The organism is Blautia sp. NSJ-140 (assembly GCF_022868965.1).
GTDB lineage: Bacteria > Bacillota > Clostridia > Lachnospirales > Lachnospiraceae > Blautia_A.
On record NZ_JALIFS010000002.1, the window covers coordinates 144,627 to 159,796 of the forward strand.

General features: G+C 41.2%; 16 protein-coding genes, 2 pseudogenes and 1 riboswitch. Of the genes and pseudogenes, 10 read left to right on the plus strand and 8 right to left on the minus strand.

Translation table 11 applies throughout. From position 1 onward, the window contains the following. Positions 1-44 precede the first annotated feature (44 nt). A pseudogene (locus MUB50_RS17335) lies at positions 45-467 on the minus strand (relaxase/mobilization nuclease domain-containing protein); the annotation flags it as partial. Continuing rightward, the gene (locus MUB50_RS03115) at positions 439-876 is read right to left on the minus strand and encodes a plasmid mobilization protein (protein ID WP_117804280.1); all 438 of its coding nucleotides are present in this window, start codon (positions 874-876) and stop codon (positions 439-441) included. The gene MUB50_RS03115 and the pseudogene MUB50_RS17335, both read right to left, overlap by 29 nt. Positions 877-1,278: 402 nt before the next feature. Here MUB50_RS03115 and MUB50_RS17340 point away from each other — a divergent pair, with 402 nt between their 5' ends. Next, complete coding sequence (locus MUB50_RS17340) at positions 1,279-1,410, plus strand: winged helix-turn-helix domain-containing protein (RefSeq protein ID WP_442863180.1); 132 nt, start codon at positions 1,279-1,281, stop codon at positions 1,408-1,410. 306 nt (positions 1,411-1,716) lie between these two features. Here the strand turns inward: MUB50_RS17340 and MUB50_RS03120 are convergent, their stop codons facing one another. Genes MUB50_RS03120 through MUB50_RS03145 form a run of 6 tightly spaced genes read right to left on the minus strand, consistent with a single transcriptional unit; the run spans position 1,717 to position 5,138 of the window. Beyond that, a complete protein-coding gene (locus MUB50_RS03120) occupies positions 1,717-2,064 on the minus strand; it encodes a response regulator (protein WP_117804278.1) in 348 nt (115 codons plus the stop codon). A 13-nt stretch (positions 2,065-2,077) separates the two neighbouring features. Continuing rightward, the gene (locus MUB50_RS03125; RefSeq protein ID WP_117804277.1) at positions 2,078-2,560 is read right to left on the minus strand and encodes an anti-sigma factor; all 483 of its coding nucleotides are present in this window, start codon (positions 2,558-2,560) and stop codon (positions 2,078-2,080) included. Between the two features lie 10 nt (positions 2,561-2,570). Then, positions 2,571-2,867, minus strand: coding sequence for a hypothetical protein (locus MUB50_RS03130; protein WP_117804276.1), 297 nt, complete (start codon positions 2,865-2,867; stop codon positions 2,571-2,573). Between the two features lie 4 nt (positions 2,868-2,871). Continuing rightward, the gene (locus tag MUB50_RS03135; RefSeq protein ID WP_117804275.1) at positions 2,872-3,636 is read right to left on the minus strand and encodes an ABC transporter permease; all 765 of its coding nucleotides are present in this window, start codon (positions 3,634-3,636) and stop codon (positions 2,872-2,874) included. A gap of 15 nt (positions 3,637-3,651) precedes the next feature. Then, positions 3,652-4,377, minus strand: a complete 726-nt coding sequence (locus MUB50_RS03140; RefSeq protein WP_117804274.1) for an ABC transporter permease — start codon at positions 4,375-4,377, stop codon at positions 3,652-3,654. Next, the gene (locus MUB50_RS03145; RefSeq protein ID WP_117804273.1) at positions 4,374-5,138 is read right to left on the minus strand and encodes an ABC transporter ATP-binding protein; all 765 of its coding nucleotides are present in this window, start codon (positions 5,136-5,138) and stop codon (positions 4,374-4,376) included. Before MUB50_RS03145 ends, MUB50_RS03140 begins: the two co-directional genes overlap by 4 nt. Before the next feature lie 153 nt (positions 5,139-5,291). Here MUB50_RS03145 and MUB50_RS03150 point away from each other — a divergent pair, with 153 nt between their 5' ends. From MUB50_RS03150 to MUB50_RS03185, 9 genes and pseudogenes are all read left to right on the plus strand, one after another. Continuing rightward, entirely contained in the window at positions 5,292-5,993 is a 702-nt protein-coding gene (locus MUB50_RS03150) for a response regulator transcription factor (RefSeq protein WP_117804272.1), read from the plus strand. 4 nt (positions 5,994-5,997) lie between these two features. After that, complete coding sequence (locus MUB50_RS03155) at positions 5,998-7,356, plus strand: sensor histidine kinase (RefSeq protein WP_117804271.1); 1,359 nt, start codon at positions 5,998-6,000, stop codon at positions 7,354-7,356. A gap of 958 nt (positions 7,357-8,314) precedes the next feature. Continuing rightward, entirely contained in the window at positions 8,315-8,443 is a 129-nt protein-coding gene (locus MUB50_RS16930; RefSeq protein WP_280520125.1) for a hypothetical protein, read from the plus strand. A 70-nt stretch (positions 8,444-8,513) separates the two neighbouring features. Further along, a complete protein-coding gene (locus MUB50_RS03160; RefSeq protein WP_244802491.1) occupies positions 8,514-9,071 on the plus strand; it encodes a hypothetical protein in 558 nt (185 codons plus the stop codon). A gap of 400 nt (positions 9,072-9,471) precedes the next feature. After that, positions 9,472-9,648: pseudogene (locus MUB50_RS03165) on the plus strand (IS110 family transposase); the annotation flags it as partial. A 25-nt stretch (positions 9,649-9,673) separates the two neighbouring features. Further along, the gene (locus tag MUB50_RS03170) at positions 9,674-9,955 is read left to right on the plus strand and encodes a DUF4368 domain-containing protein (protein ID WP_244802492.1); all 282 of its coding nucleotides are present in this window, start codon (positions 9,674-9,676) and stop codon (positions 9,953-9,955) included. 244 nt (positions 9,956-10,199) lie between these two features. Beyond that, positions 10,200-10,484: a transposase gene (locus MUB50_RS03175; RefSeq protein WP_244802493.1), complete on the plus strand. Its 285-nt coding sequence runs from the start codon at positions 10,200-10,202 to the stop codon at positions 10,482-10,484. Next, entirely contained in the window at positions 10,481-11,395 is a 915-nt protein-coding gene (locus tag MUB50_RS03180) for an IS3 family transposase (RefSeq protein ID WP_244802494.1), read from the plus strand. The genes MUB50_RS03175 and MUB50_RS03180 overlap by 4 nt, the downstream gene beginning before the upstream one ends. 199 nt (positions 11,396-11,594) lie before the next feature. Beyond that, a riboswitch (cyclic di-GMP riboswitch) is annotated at positions 11,595-11,685 on the plus strand. A gap of 232 nt (positions 11,686-11,917) precedes the next feature. Continuing rightward, entirely contained in the window at positions 11,918-15,124 is a 3,207-nt protein-coding gene (locus MUB50_RS03185; RefSeq protein ID WP_244802495.1) for a hybrid sensor histidine kinase/response regulator, read from the plus strand. Positions 15,125-15,170: the final 46 nt, after the last annotated feature.

Genomic DNA, 15,170 nt, shown 5'->3' on the forward strand with positions numbered 1-15,170 from the left:
CGTTCCATAAAAGGCTGTGGCTCTACATCCAGTTTCCGCAGACTGTTGATTATGATATGTACATGAATATTGCCACTGTGGTTATGTCCATCTGTGTGTGTACAGACAAGTGCCTGATGTCCGGAAAAGTTTTTGCTGGCAAATTCCATACCGAGAGCCTGAGCCTGTTCTCCAGTCAATCCGTGATCTGCACAGTCTTGCGGATCAAAACTGAGGATATAATGATGTGACTTGATTTCATTATAAGAGTGATTTTTGTGATACTGCATATTTAGTTCTTTACATTCTATGTCAAAAGTAAAAGGATCACAGTTTATTCCTTCAAGATAGTATTCTTTACGGGGAATCAGCCGTCCGCTTTCATCAAGAACCGGTTTGTTTGTATATTCATCGTATTGGAAAAGAAGGTAGCGTTGGGCTTCTCCGTAATCTGCATTTTTACTTGCTATGTGTTTTAGTATTGCCATGTGAGTTTTCCTTGGAATGATTTTGGGCAGGTGATGAAAAGGCAGTAAAGTCTCCAGTCATTTTTAAAACTTTATATTTCATTTCATAAATATCAGCAATGCATTGGTTGATTTCTTTCCGCATTTCCTGTGAATGAATACCGCCAAAGTTGAAGTAACGGGCGATTTGGTTTAAATTACTGCCGATTTTTCCAAACTCTGCAATCAATTTTTTTATTTCTGGAAGATCTGCTACAATTTCATATTTCACAATCACTTTTTTATTCATAAGCTGTTTCCGGGCATATACAGCCAATGGAAGCTGTGCGTTTTGGGCATTGGTTGAAATCAGTTCGTATTCTATATCTGTGAGACGGAGCATAATCTGATGATGATGTTTCAATTCCTTTTCTTTTTTTGGTCTTGCCATTTTTATCCCTCCCCCTACTAATTTAGTGATATATATAAATAAGCCAATTGGAGAATTGTGTGGGGAAAGGTTTTATAGAGAAAATGTTTCTGATTTTCCGTGATGGAGACAATCACGCTGCGACTATTTTTATAGGAGCTAATCTGCATATTTGAAAATGTGCACTGTTCGAGGGAATGGGGAGCGAAATCCCCATCAAGATCGCCAGGTAAACAAAAATCACGAAGTGAGTTTTGAGTTACTCGGGCGAATCTTGCTCTGGTTTAGAAAAAACTGGAATTGATTCCCGGAAGTCAGCATTATATTCGCATCATAAAGAGTGTTGATACGGAATTAAACTCGAGTGACGTTATTATCTAGATTTTAAAGAGCGGGGGATGTAAATGCGATGAGAAAACTGAACTGACAGTGGACGAATATAGACTTCTGCGTCTACTGATGGAAAAGTCTGGAGAGGTGCTTCCCTCAGGGCAAATTTGGGCAAAACTTTGGAACTGTAGGGATGATTATGTGGATAGCAATACGCTAAGATAAAGATGTTACAGGAAATGAATCAGCTGGATTTCCAAAATAGGACAGCAGATACGGATTTATACGGTAATTCGTTTATAATGAGTTCTCCATTAGAAAAAACATCTGCCTAAAGGTCAGAACCGCTGTAACCGTAACCGAAAAAATTCGCACGATAGGTCATAGGCCAACGTGCGAATGTGAAAGTTCTATGTAGTTTTATTGTACATGTGCTTAGACGAGACAGTGGCATGTTAGTGATAGGAAAAAGGTACCGCGAGACCGTTGCAAAAAATGCGACATGTCAGTAAATAATAGATTACATTTGTCTCAGCTATTGACTAAAGCGTTTATTTTTTTAACTAAATCAAAATCTGTTTTGCAGCAGAAATCACCATAGTACCGTTTGACTTTTTGTTCTAATGTCTTACTGTCATCGCCAGACATAAGCAGAAATGGTGTTTTTAAACCATTTTGACGGATTTTTTCAAGTAAATCCAATCCTGTTCCATCTTTCATATTAAAATCGCAACAAACGGCATCTATTGTGGTTGTTTGAAGTACATCCAATGCGTCCTTGACACCCGTGACCTTAATCGTATCAAATTTACCCGATAATACGGATGATAGGATTTCCAGATATTCCGTGTTATCATCTACTATTAATATTCGTTTCATATCATTCTACCTCTTATTCCACGGTAATATGGATAGCTCCTGAATAGTCTGTGCCGGTGATTCCGATGTAGTTTGCTCCTGTTTGAAGCTGAACGGTAACGCTTCCGCTGGCAGATTCAGAAAGCACTTGTTCCTTCAAGTTTGGGGAGATGTAAATGAGCTTACAGTCCCCATCAAGAGAATCAAACTTGTATCGGATCACAATTTTACGGCACTCATTTTCTTTGAGTTTAGTGTCTGCAACTAAAATATCCTGTCCGTTAAATCCAGTTACAGAAGCGTTATAGGTGGCTCGAAAAGCATCGTTGTCCGAAGTCCGGCTACCCTCAAAGGACTGATAAGGCGTTATGAGAGCATTGCTTATCCCGATCACCACATCGTCACTTAACTGCTCTGCTCCATCCTTGAGATTTTCACTTAACCTATTGAGGCCGGAGCAGGCAGTACAGGATAACAAAGAAACAGCAACCAGGCAGCATCCGATAATTTTCCGCATAGCAATTTTCTCACTGAACGAAAGTAAGGAACATGGCAAGCGCAACAATTCCCACCATCAGCAGCGCCCAAAAAACGCTGATCGCTGTGGATGCGATATTGATAACGCTGCGGCTTTCCTTGCTCCGCACACATACCACCGAAAGGATCAGGCCCAGCAGGACAAAAACGATATTGGCCCCGGCCCAAGCGGTTCGGATTCCGTCCGATAGCGAAAGGTGCAGGAACGACGGGGCAAGAGCTGCCAGCGGAAGGATGCTCACAATAAGCGCAGCGATACTAACTGATTGAAGTTTTTTCTTTTCCATAGTCTTACCTCATTTCTTTTTTCCCAAATTGGGTGACAGCCAGCGCGAAAAACAGACCAAACACGACTATCGCGCACGGCAGGAACGGAAACATTGAGAAAGCGGCATCGGAAGTTTCTGCTGTAAAGTCATGGAGAGAGCAGGAAACGAGATAACCGCTGTAACAGTACGGGTAGACGATCCACAGCGGCGTATTTGCAACCAATACTCCGGGAATCACAAGCAGCAAATTCAATCCGACAGAAAGAAGCGGCTTTTCAAACAGCACGGTGATGGCCCACATAGCTGCAATGCATGGCAGCATGGTTAGAAACAGCCCTAAGCACCATTTCAGAAGATACAGGAGTGGCAAGGTTTCTGTTACTCCCATTGTCTGTGTTGCAATCAATCCAGCAATTACAAACACGACAAGAAACACTACCATCTCCATGAACAGATAAAAGGTAAGTACACAGAATTTAGCAATGGAAAGTGTGTAGCGACTGATTGGCAACGCCAACATTTTCAGAATCCCGTTATTTCCTGTTTCACGCCCTGTGATCATTACACAGACTACAATCATGCTGAACGGCAGCAGATAGTAGGCATAAACAAGCGCACTTTGAATGAACATGGCAGGCCATGCATTGGTGTATTCTGGTGTAAAGTAATTGCTTAAACTCGCAACACCGGAAACCACCACTAATAAAGGTGCAATGAAAATCAGGGGTATGATTTTGGAACGTTTTACTTTCATAAACTCGATTTTAAGTAAATCCCAAAAGCTCATTTTTATTATCCCTCCTTACTCGTAGCGTTTGTACTTTGCCAGCCACAAGCCCACAGCAAGGAACAACAGTGTTTCCGACAATGCGACAAGGGCAACCGTTGGATCAGGCTGGGCGTTCATGGCAACCGCGGGTTTCAGAATAATCACAAAAGGATGCACCAGCAAAAGCGCTAGCCCCGAATTTGCAAGGGCCATACCACTTAGAAAACCGGCGACGCCAATTCCAAGCGGCACCCACATATTTTCAAAGCGCGAAGAAATCAGCAGCATAAACGATAGTACCGGCATGGATGTGAGAAAAGAATATCCGGCAAAGCGTACCAGTGTACTCATTTCAAATGTTCCATTTGGCAAATCTGTCATGCCAATCTGTGCAAGTGCTAGGTTTTGCAGCATGATTGCAATCAAAAACATGACTGTCAGAATCAGGAATTTGCACAGATATATGGCCGGGACGCTGACGGGAAGCATATACATCTTTTTTACGGCACTTCCCTTGAACTCCATGTTATAGATCATGCAAGTAGCAACCACGATACCGAACAAATTCAGCACCATAATCATACCATAGAGCTGTGTTAATAAGACATCCATCGGGGCCAGAGGCAGATTCAGAAGTGTGTCTTTCCGCACGAGGAAGTTGACAAATGCGTAGGCGGCTCCCAAGATACCAACAGCTAGCAGCACGGGAATCACGCCGGTTCGCTTTTCTTTCCGAAGTTCGATTAACAGTGTTTTCATAATTTTGCCCTCTGCTTTCTGCTCATGTTGTCTTTCTCAATCATAGAAAGGAACACATCTTCCAGATTGTCTGCAGCGAAGCCAGATTGCATGGCGTATTGACGTAGATCATTCATGCTGCCCTCAAACAGCAGCCGCCCGTGGTTGAGGATTCCAATGTCATCCGCAATCAATTCAATTTCAGACAGCATATGGGATGAAATCAGCACCGTGCAGTCGTAAAGGTCGGGCAAGGATTTTACCAAATTACGGATCTCGTGGATGCCGGACGGATCAAGGCCGTTGGTGGGTTCATCCAAAATTAGAATCGGTGGACGCCCCAGCAGCGCCCCGGCAAGGCCCAATCGCTGCTTCATTCCGAGCGAATACTTCTTTGCCAGCCGGTCGCCAAATTCGGTCAGTCCTACCAGCTCCAGAGCATCTTCCACATCGGCTTTCGAAAGTCCCAAAATGCGGCGGATAATATCAAGATTTTCCCGCCCGGTGAGATTTGCGTAGAAAGATGGCGCTTCGATAAAAGAGCCGATCTCTTTAAGAATAGCAATCCGATCATTCGGAAAATGTTTCCCATCAATGGTAAAGCTGCCCTTTGTCGGTGCGGTTAGGCCCAGTAGCATTTTCATGGTCGTGGATTTTCCCGCACCGTTGGGGCCGAGGAAACCATAAATGCTGCCCTTGCGAATGTGAAGCGAAACACTGTTGACTGAAGTAAAGTTCTTGTATTTTTTCGTCAACTGCTCCGTTGTAATAATATAATCCATAAAAACATCTCCTTTCGGTGTTATTATGATATAACTTCAACCTGACATTTACATTCTCTTATCCTTACTTTTACCTTACTTTTTGCAGGACGAATTCGCAGGATGATCTTATTGTGATATAATTGAGAAAAAATGATGAATGGAGAGAATGCTATGGATAATTCTTTTTTGCATAGTAAAAGACTTCTGTTAGTAGATGATGAGCAGGAGTTATTGCATATGGTAACAGATATATTGAAAGATGCGGGATTTGAAACTATCCTAACCGCTATGTCGGTAAAAGAAGCCGTTATGACAGCAAAAAATGAAACTCCTGATTTGATTGTTTTGGATGTTATGCTGCCGGATGGGGACGGTTTTTCTCTGATGCAGCAGCTCCGCACTTTTACCAATGTGCCGATCATTTTCCTAACAGCAAAGGACGAGGCAGCAGACAAATTATCAGGATTGGGGCTTGGGGCAGACGATTACATTTCAAAGCCCTTTATGCCGCAGGAATTATTACTGCGTATCTATGCGGTGCTGCGGCGAACCTACAAAGAGGATTCGCCTCTGCTTGTTTTAAATGGGTGTACGATTGATTTCAGCCGGGCCGAAGTCCATAAGGACAGCGAGATTATCTCCCTGACAGCCAAAGAACACATTTTACTTGAAACGCTTGCTCGTAATGCTGGAAAGATTGTTACCGTAGATGCGCTTTGTGAAGCCCTCTGGGGAGACAATCCTTTTGGTTACGAAAACAGCCTCAATGCCCATGTCCGGCGCGTCCGGGAAAAGATTGAAACCGATCCATCAAAACCCGTGTCCCTGATAACCATTAAAGGTTTGGGCTATAAGCTGATAGCAAGGAAGTGATGCCATGAGATCATTCGGAAGTTATATATCTAAATATCTTGTGTCGTTCGCTGTCTTTATCTTGATACTGCTGTTTCTTAACGCGGTGATATTCGGTCTGACATTTCAAAAGATCGTAACCGAGGATTATGGAGATTCATCCCCGCAATTTATGTTGGAAATGACTGCTGCTGCCGCTACGCCGGAACAATTATCGAATGATGTAGTGGAAAAACTCCGGCAGAATCATATTTGGGCAATCTACCTGAACGCAGATGGACAATGTTATTGGTCGGTTGATTTGCCGGACAATGTGCCAGAAAGTTACACCATTCAAGATGTCGCACTATTTTCAAAAGGGTATATTGAGGATTACCCGGTTTTTGTATGGAACACCGATGATGGGCTGTTGGTGTTGGGTTATCCCACAGACAGCTATACAAAACTCACCAGCAATTACTATTCCATTGCGGCACTTCGACGGCTTCCCATCTTTGTTACGGGAATGCTGGGATTGGATGTGCTATGTTTCTTCTTAGCTTATTACTTTTCCAAACGCAGAATCGTTCACAATACCGAACCGATTGTATCCGCTGTGGAAACTCTGGCAGACGGAAAGCCGGTTTCACTTCATATCAGCGGAGAACTGTCGGAAATTGCAAACAGCGTAAACAAGGCTTCTTCCATTTTGAATAGGCAAAATGAAGCAAGGGCGAACTGGATCAGCGGCGTTTCCCATGATATCCGTACACCGCTCTCCATGATTATGGGATATGCGGGCCGTATCGCAGAAAGTGAAGCTGCCAGCAAGAGCATTCGGGAACAGGCGGAAATAGTACGGAAGCAAAGTGTAAAAATCAAAGAGCTGGTACAGGATTTGAATTTAGTATCGCAGTTGGAATATGAGATGCAGCCGCTTCATAAAGAGGTGATTCGCTTATCGAAGCTGTTGCGAACTTATGTGGCAGATCTATTGAACACGGGAATCCCTGATAGCTACAATATAGAAATTGAGATTGCCCCTGACTCCGAAAATGTCGTCTTGGAATGTGATGCCAGATTGATTTCACGGGCTGTGAACAATCTTGTCCAGAACAGCATGAAACACAATCCGCAGGGCTGTGATATCTGTCTTTCTCTTGCAGTGTCAAAAAGTCAGCTTATCTTGTCGGTTACAGATAACGGAACAGGGTTATCTGAGGAAAAGCTGCAAGAGTTGGAAGAAAAACCGCATTATATGGAAAGCATAGATGATCGGCTTGATTTGAGGCATGGGCTTGGATTGCTGATTGTCCAACAAGTTGCAGCAGTTCATAATGGTAGTTTTAAACTTGCTAATGTTTCTCTACATGGATGCGAAGCTGCTTTAATTTTTCCGCGCTGAAAAAAGGGAGATTTTAAATTCCTGTAAAACCAATCTTCCGAGATAAGCAAAAAGATTAAACCCTTCATCACAACCTTCAAAAGGTCAGATTATACTTAAATATGGATTAATTTTGCATTTTTTATTAAACTGGTTATAATAGTTTATTCTTAGATTCTTGAAAACAATACCATTCTTTAAAGATATGGTATATTGCTATGAGCATGAAATGTGCAAAGAGTATTGCCTTTCGTCATAGAAATTATTAACATTCAGAATACAATGTACGATAAACTTTAAATGTCCATTAGGAATGCCTCCTATACTAAACTCTGAGGTTGCTTTACAACACCACTCTCAGTTTAGTATAGGAGGCGTTTTATATGATACTACTAATGCTCCTGATTCTTCTATTCTCTTTAGTATAGCCCCAAAATTAGAATTCAAGTTAATTGAACGTGAACCGCTTGACAGAATTGCCATAATTTCTGTTTGAAAACTAAGCAAAAAACGTTTTGATGAAATTCACATGCCGGTAAATGGACTTTTGGGTAATCAAAGAGCATTCTTAATAATCTTTATAAACCATTGAAATTCTTTAAGGAAACACATTCAGAAAATAGGAACAGATTTTGGAGAAGACATGTTCTCATATGCTATGCATGTGGAGACGGTGGTGTTGCTACAAAGGAAAAATATGTAGAAATCCTTGAATTTACGCACTTTGTGGAGTTTTTCAGTTTCAGAAAAATAGGTGAAAATCACAAAGAAAAGAGCCTTGTGAAGAAAGTAACCGTTGTTGTTGCGTTAGACCTCAGTACGGGGAACACAAAGAATCTTGAATATGAAAATGAATAGAGAGCTATCAGATCATTGATAGATTATAGGGATACTTGTTAAAAGCGGGTGTCCCTATTTTTTATGGGGCATTCCAGAAATGGAGTGTCTTTTTGAATTCAATTTCAGAAGGAGGTTCACTATGAACAACACAGCGTTAGGAGCAGTAAGTAACAAGAAAGAGAACATTCGCTTTATTAGCGAAGCACATGAGATGGTCCTATGTCAAGATTTAGTACAAGTTAAAATGAGAAATTTCTCCCCATTTTAACCTGCCAGAAGCTCGGCCTCAGTGTTCGTTCTTTCATACACTCGTTCGAATTCGTTTGGCGACATATAGTTTGGCGAAAGTTCCTGAGGTCTTGAATTTTACAGAAGAGAAAATTATAGATATATTATCCGATAATCATAAGGTATTGGGATTCTTTGCAAATAATGATTTAGAAGAAGTGAAAAGAAAGGGCGAAGCTATTTTTTCTGCAATTACTACATCAAATGTATATCAAGTTGAATGGGCTGTTTTAGTATTGGAACTGATTGATTGGGTAAGAAGATATCAATATCTTATATCTGATAGGGCAAAAAATATATTGTATAGCGCTGTTTTAGAACCTGTTCCATATTTGAATGTAGTTGCAGGAAGAGAGCTGAATCCAGATAATCCTAATAATTCCTGTTTGTTATTAAAAAAGATGGGAACTGATTCGGGAAAAGTACTATATGCGGGCACAATGGTGGAGATTGATAAAAGATTCTTAGTATCCCCTTGGTATATAAACGATGCGGCAATAGAAAAATTTGCAAAATGTTTAGTTGATGCTATTAATATGGCAAAAAAGTGGCTTGATAAAACAGAAGGAGAATTTATTTTAGATCCAGATTATTATGGAGTTATTTGATATAAGTTGTTATGAAAAAGTTTTTTGTATGGAAGTATAGAGGAAAGGATATGAACTTGGACAACGCAAAGTAGAGAAATTATAAACATCTTGATACTTGATAAATGATATGATAATTTACAACAGCGTAAGGGCAGTTATAGACCGCAAAGATTTGTAGCTGCCCCTTTTTGTGTTTACAAAACTTTTGGACATAATGTCCAGAAGTGGAAAGGAGTGCTTATGAAGTATTTGTTACACAGGCTGTTGGTTCCACCCTGAATCCAATCGGTGCAGATAAGGAAGGAGCTTCCTGTATAATAAAAATCGTGGATGTTGAAAATTGAAAATACCTCAGAGTACAATAAGACTACTGACTGGCAGGTTAGTAAAAATCTTATTGAACAGAGAGGTATCTACAATGAAGTCTAACACACAGAACGCAAAAATTGAAGCTATTACAGAAAAAACTTTGGTACTTGGAATTGATGTCGGAAGTGAGACGCACTACGCCAGAGCTTTTGATTACAGAGGAATCGAGTATTCAAAGAAACCTTTTAAATTTAGTAACACAGAGGCTGGATTTGTGACATTTAAGGAAGCAGGCGCAGGCCAATCGTTTTGTGAAACTGGTAAACAAGTATAAGCATATTGAAGAACTGACAACCCCGATGCTTAATGAATTCATTGAAAAAATCGTGGTTCATGAAGCAACCGGAGGACGAGGGAAATGTATTCAGCGTATTGATATTTACTTCAATTTCATTGGACAATTTGTAGCACCAGTTAAGGAAGAAGAAATAAAGCAAATTGAAAAAGCCAGGAAAGAAGAAAAAGTCAAAGCGAAACGTAAAAAAGAAAGACTGGAACAAATCTCTCAAAGTGCAAAAGACCGCAGACAATAGCTTAAAGAGAATAAAGATACTGATCCAGAGGCAGCAGCCGAATATGAAGCACTCTTACAAAGACAGAGAGAATCTAACAGACGTTATCGGGAAAATCTTAAAAAGAAAGTTGCTGAGAATCCTGAGTACGCTAAGAAGATTGAGGAAAGAAGAATCCGTAATAACGAAAAATGCAAGCCAAAATAAGAAATTCCAAATACACATAAGCATGATACAATAGAGGCATGCTGAAGGAGAAGCTCATATGGCAAAGCAACATGACAAACAATTTAAACTTGATGCAGTCCAGTACTATCAGGATCACAAAGATCTCGGAGTACGTGGATGTGCAGAAAATCTTGGCATCGGATACAGCACATTAACAAAATGGCTGAAAGACTTCCGGGAATCAGGTGATATTCCTGTTCGTGGTTCTGGTAATTATGCATCTGATGAGCAGAAGGAAATTACCCGTCTCAGACGTGAATTACGTGATGCCCAAGAAGCACTTGATGTGTTAAAAAAAGCAATCAACATTCTGGGAAAATGACGGAAGCCATTTATCTTGAAGTGTCTGAGAAGACGGAAGCTGCCCAAAAGGCTGGACGCCGGGTTTCCGTCTCCGGAATGTTGAAATTTTTAGGTGTCTCTCGCTCAGGATATCTTGCATGGCTCCATCACATACCTTCTGATACAGAAAAACGTCGTGAAGCTGTAAAAGCAAAAATACAGGATATTTATGATGATTCCAAGCAGAACTACGGTGCTCCGAAAATCACTGTAGAACTTCGAAAAACTGGTGAAGTCATTTCGGAAAGAACCGTTGGTACATATATGCGCCAAATGGGGATCCGTGCTCAGTGGAGCAAACCATGGACGATCACCACAAAAGATTCCGATTTCAGCACTGAATTACAAAATATCCTTGATGAGCAATTTAATCCTGATCGTCCGAATGCAGTCTTGTGTTCGGATATTACCTACATCTGGACAATAGATGGATTTGTCTATCTGACCAGTGTTATGGATTTATTTTCCAGAAAAATCATAGCCTGGACGCTTTCAGAAACAATGGAAGTATCTTGCGTGATTGATACTATAAACAAAGCCAAAGCTCGCCGAAATATCGATCAACCATTAATTATCCATTCGGATCGTGGCAGCCAATATGTTGCAAAGGAATATAAAAAAGCAACCGAAAATATGCAGCGCAGTTATTCGAAGAAAGCTTTTCCGTGGGATAATGCATGCATTGAATCCTTTCATTCTATTATCAAACGTGAATGGCTCAATCGCTTTAAAATTCGCGACTATAAGCAGGCATACCAGTTGATTTTTGAATATCTGGAAGCTTTCTACAATACGAAACGAATTCATAGCCATTGCAACTATATGTCGCCAAACGAATTCGAACGAGTGTATGAAAGAACGCACACTGAGGCTGAGATTCTGGCAGGTTAAAATGGGGAGAAATTTCTCATTTTAACGTGTACTAAATCTTGACATAGGACCAAAGCAGGTCCTCACCCACTGCTTATTGCTTTTCGCAATCTCCACAGGGGAGTTACTTGATTCGGTTAAAATATATGTAAATTTTCCACCAAAATATTATTGACGTAAGAAAAACCACATGGTATTTTATTTTTGGAAAAAATGAAAATTATTTTAAAGGCAAACCTGTTGAAAGGCAGGGGCGCAAAGCCAGAAGGGACTAAAGTCAGAAAGTTTGACCATGTCAGCCGGTTGCCACTGTTTCCATATCATCATAATATATGGAGAAGATGTTTGAACAGAAGAGATTCCGATACCTTTTATACTATATAGATGTGTGATTTTAAAGAATATAGTAGGGACACTGGCAGATTTTGGCAGATGTCCTTTTTGTATGCAAAAATGGGTAACAAAACTAGCAGGGACAGGTTTTCTGTATACAGATAAAAGCAGGATGAAGAAGGCATAAGACGGAGAGAGGACTTTTATAAAATGAAAAATTATGAAGACAAAATATATTCCTTAGGTGAGACTGTAACGGGGCAGACACAGGCCATGTCACAGGCCGTACAGAAAACACTGGAAAATAATGGCGGGGTAGGTATAATGACAGGATCTTATGACCAAAACCTGTCTATTTTGTCTGTGGATAATCTGCTGTTGCATAGTACAGGATATACATTCGATACTTTCATGGAACAGACAAAAGGCTCATTGAGAAACTTCTTTTATGACGAGGAAGATATACTGGAGCGAGACCGTTTTTTGCAGCTTCACGGAACAGGGGAAGCACAGATCCTTGCAGCAGACGGTACAGTGAATAATGTACGGCTTTGTAAAGAGGATGCGACAGATGAGGCGGGCAGACAGATCTGGGTTATGTCCGTACAGGTCAACTGGGATCATATAAATTTGGCACTGCTCAATGAGGCTATCTGTTCCGGCTTCTGGTATTTTGACTGTGACGAAAACAGTGAGATTGTGAATGCAAACTGGAGTCATGAATTTCGAAAAATGCTTGGCTATCATGACACCCTGGACTTTCCGAATAAACTGGAATCCTGGTCAGGTCTTCTGCATCCACAGGATAAAGAAAGAGTAATGGTGCAGCTTCAGGCGGCAATTAAGGATAAGACGAACCAGATAAAATACCAGGTAGAGTATCGTATGAGAATGAAGGATAATCAATACCAGTGGTTTCGGGCATCGGCAGAAGTAATACGCCGTCTGGATGGTTCTGCCAGCAGGATTGCCGGGATTTTTATTAACATTGATGGGGAGAAAAAAGAAATCATGCAGGCACAAAAATCTGCTGCTTTCCACCGGGCTTTTACGAAAGCAGATTTGTGCGAGTATTATGTGAATCTGGAAGCGAATACTTTTGATACCTTTAAGGTTGAACCGTCCCTGATGACCGTCTTTGAACAGAGTCATACGTGGGATGAATTGATCCGGCATTTTGTGGATTCCTATGTTGTGGAGACAGATAAGAAGGCGGTATCCTCTTTTTACGACCGTGGTTATATTGCAGAAAGGCTGAAGGGGCTGGAAACCGAATTGGCTTTAGAGTGCCGTATCACTCTGAATGGAGAAGAACGATGGGTCCGCAATGTGGTCATACGTGGCGAAATAGAGGATTCAGAATATGCCATGATCTTTCTGCGTGATATCACAGAGACAAAGGTAGAGAGCGCACGGCATCTGCAGATGGCAGCAGATAATGCTTCCATGGAGCAGCTGATCCAGAGCATAGTGCGTCTGGTTGACCGCTTTGTTGTCTGTGATCTGGAAAATGACAGATATGAATTCTACAATCTGAATGGACAGATGATATATAAACCTCTGGGATTTTATCATGATTTTCAGATGCAGGTTCTTGAAAAATATAAGACACTGGAACCATTGGAAGCTATAGATATCCTGATAGCCCCGGATAATATTCGGAAAAAACTGAAAAGTGAAAATGATATTTATAAGTTTGAGTATTGCAGCCTGGATGAAAAGACTTATAAAATCGCTTCTTATATTCCCTTGGAATGGAAGAATGGAAAGCTGGAAAAGGTATTGCTGGCATCCATGAATGTGACACAGGAGAAGAAAGCAGAGATTGAATCCCGTCAGGCACTGAAAGAGGCTTACCGGTCCGCAGAAAATGCAAATCGTGCGAAAACAGAATTCCTTTCCAATATGTCCCATGATATCCGGACACCAATGAATGCGATTGTGGGTCTGACAGCAATCGCAGGAGCAAATGTTGAGAGCCAGGACAGAGTCATTGAATGCCTCGGCAAGATCACAGAATCAAGCCGCCATCTGCTGGGGCTGATCAATGAAGTATTGGATATGGCACGTATTGAAAGTGGAAAAATGACACTGGCACAGGAAGATTTCAATCTGTCAGAGCTGGTAGATAATCTTATTACACTCACGAAACCGGTGCTTGATGAACATAAACATAATTTTGATATACACATCAATCATATTGAACATGAGGCTGTCTGTGGTGACAGCTTGAGAATTCAGCAGGTATTTGTGAATCTGATGAGTAATGCGATCAAGTATACACCGGATGGCGGGAATATTATTTTTTCCATAGAGGAAAAGCCAAATGGATTTTCAGAACTTGGATGCTATGAATTTACGATTGAGGATAATGGGATCGGTATGTCACCGGAATTCCAGAAAATCATGTTTGAGCCGTTCAGCCGCGCGGATGACCACCGGACAACCAGAGTCCAGGGAACTGGTCTGGGAATGGCAATCAGCAGAAATATTGTGAACCTGATGAATGGCACTATTAAAGTGGACAGTACCTTGCACAAGGGAACTAAAATCACAGTAACAATTTATCTGGAGCTTCAGGAAAAAGAAAAAGAACAGGACAGAGATCTGATGAATCTGCCGGTCCTGGTTGTGGATGATGATAGGACATGCTGTGAAAGTACAGTTGCAACATTAAAGGAAATCGGTATTATGGGTGAATGGGTTCTCTCTGGCAGGGAAGCGGTTGAGCGCTGTTATGCACGGCATGAGTTGAAAGATGATTACTTTGCTGTTATTTTAGACTGGAAGATGCCGGAGATGGATGGTATAGAAACTGCCAGACAGATCCGGAAACGGATAGGAAAAGAGATCCCCATCATTGTACTGACATCCTATGAATTCAGCGAAATTGAAGAAGAAGCAAAGGCTGCAGGTGTAGATGCTTTTATTGCAAAACCGCTGTTCCGTTCCCGGCTGACGGCAACACTGCGGCAGTTTACTTCAGGAAGAAAAGAAAAAATAGCAAGAAATTATCTGGAGAAGCTGTCAGAATCAGACTACACGGGAAAAAGGATTCTGCTGGTTGAGGATAATGAGTTGAACAGAGAAATTGCTGGTGAAATTTTACAGATGACAGGTGCAAAAGTGGAAACGGCAGAAAATGGGAAAATTGCAGTTGAAAAAGTGGAAGCTTCTCCGGAAGGATTGTATGATCTTGTTTTTATGGATATCCAAATGCCTGTCATGAATGGTTATGAGGCAACTGCAGCAATCAGGAGCCTTCCGGGTGAAAAGGGAAAACTGCCTATTGTTGCCATGACTGCCAATGCTTTTGCAGAAGATGTACAGCTGGCCAAAAATACAGGCATGAATGGACATATCGCGAAACCGCTGGATATGAATAAGCTGAATGCTGTTCTGGAAAGCTGGCTGTAACTGATTTTCATGTGATCACAAAGTATATTACTAGGAACAGAGTGAA

Excerpts from the sequence above, each read along its gene's own strand:
- MUB50_RS03135 (WP_117804275.1), bottom strand. The coding sequence starts at position 3,636 with ATGAGCTTTTGGGATTTACTTAAAATCGAGTTTATGAAAGTAAAACGT.
- MUB50_RS03155 (WP_117804271.1), top strand. The coding sequence starts at position 5,998 with ATGAGATCATTCGGAAGTTATATATCTAAATATCTTGTGTCGTTCGCT.
- MUB50_RS16930 (WP_280520125.1), top strand. The coding sequence starts at position 8,315 with ATGAACAACACAGCGTTAGGAGCAGTAAGTAACAAGAAAGAGAACATT.
- MUB50_RS03150 (WP_117804272.1), top strand. The coding sequence starts at position 5,292 with ATGGATAATTCTTTTTTGCATAGTAAAAGACTTCTGTTAGTAGATGAT.
- MUB50_RS03115 (WP_117804280.1), bottom strand. The coding sequence starts at position 876 with ATGGCAAGACCAAAAAAAGAAAAGGAATTGAAACATCATCATCAGATT.
- MUB50_RS03145 (WP_117804273.1), bottom strand. The coding sequence starts at position 5,138 with ATGGATTATATTATTACAACGGAGCAGTTGACGAAAAAATACAAGAAC.
- MUB50_RS03125 (WP_117804277.1), bottom strand. The coding sequence starts at position 2,560 with ATGCGGAAAATTATCGGATGCTGCCTGGTTGCTGTTTCTTTGTTATCC.
- MUB50_RS03185 (WP_244802495.1), top strand. The coding sequence starts at position 11,918 with ATGAAAAATTATGAAGACAAAATATATTCCTTAGGTGAGACTGTAACG.
- MUB50_RS03175 (WP_244802493.1), top strand. The coding sequence starts at position 10,200 with ATGGCAAAGCAACATGACAAACAATTTAAACTTGATGCAGTCCAGTAC.
- MUB50_RS03180 (WP_244802494.1), top strand. The coding sequence starts at position 10,481 with ATGACGGAAGCCATTTATCTTGAAGTGTCTGAGAAGACGGAAGCTGCC.
- MUB50_RS03140 (WP_117804274.1), bottom strand. The coding sequence starts at position 4,377 with ATGAAAACACTGTTAATCGAACTTCGGAAAGAAAAGCGAACCGGCGTG.
- MUB50_RS03120 (WP_117804278.1), bottom strand. The coding sequence starts at position 2,064 with ATGAAACGAATATTAATAGTAGATGATAACACGGAATATCTGGAAATC.
- MUB50_RS03130 (WP_117804276.1), bottom strand. The coding sequence starts at position 2,867 with ATGGAAAAGAAAAAACTTCAATCAGTTAGTATCGCTGCGCTTATTGTG.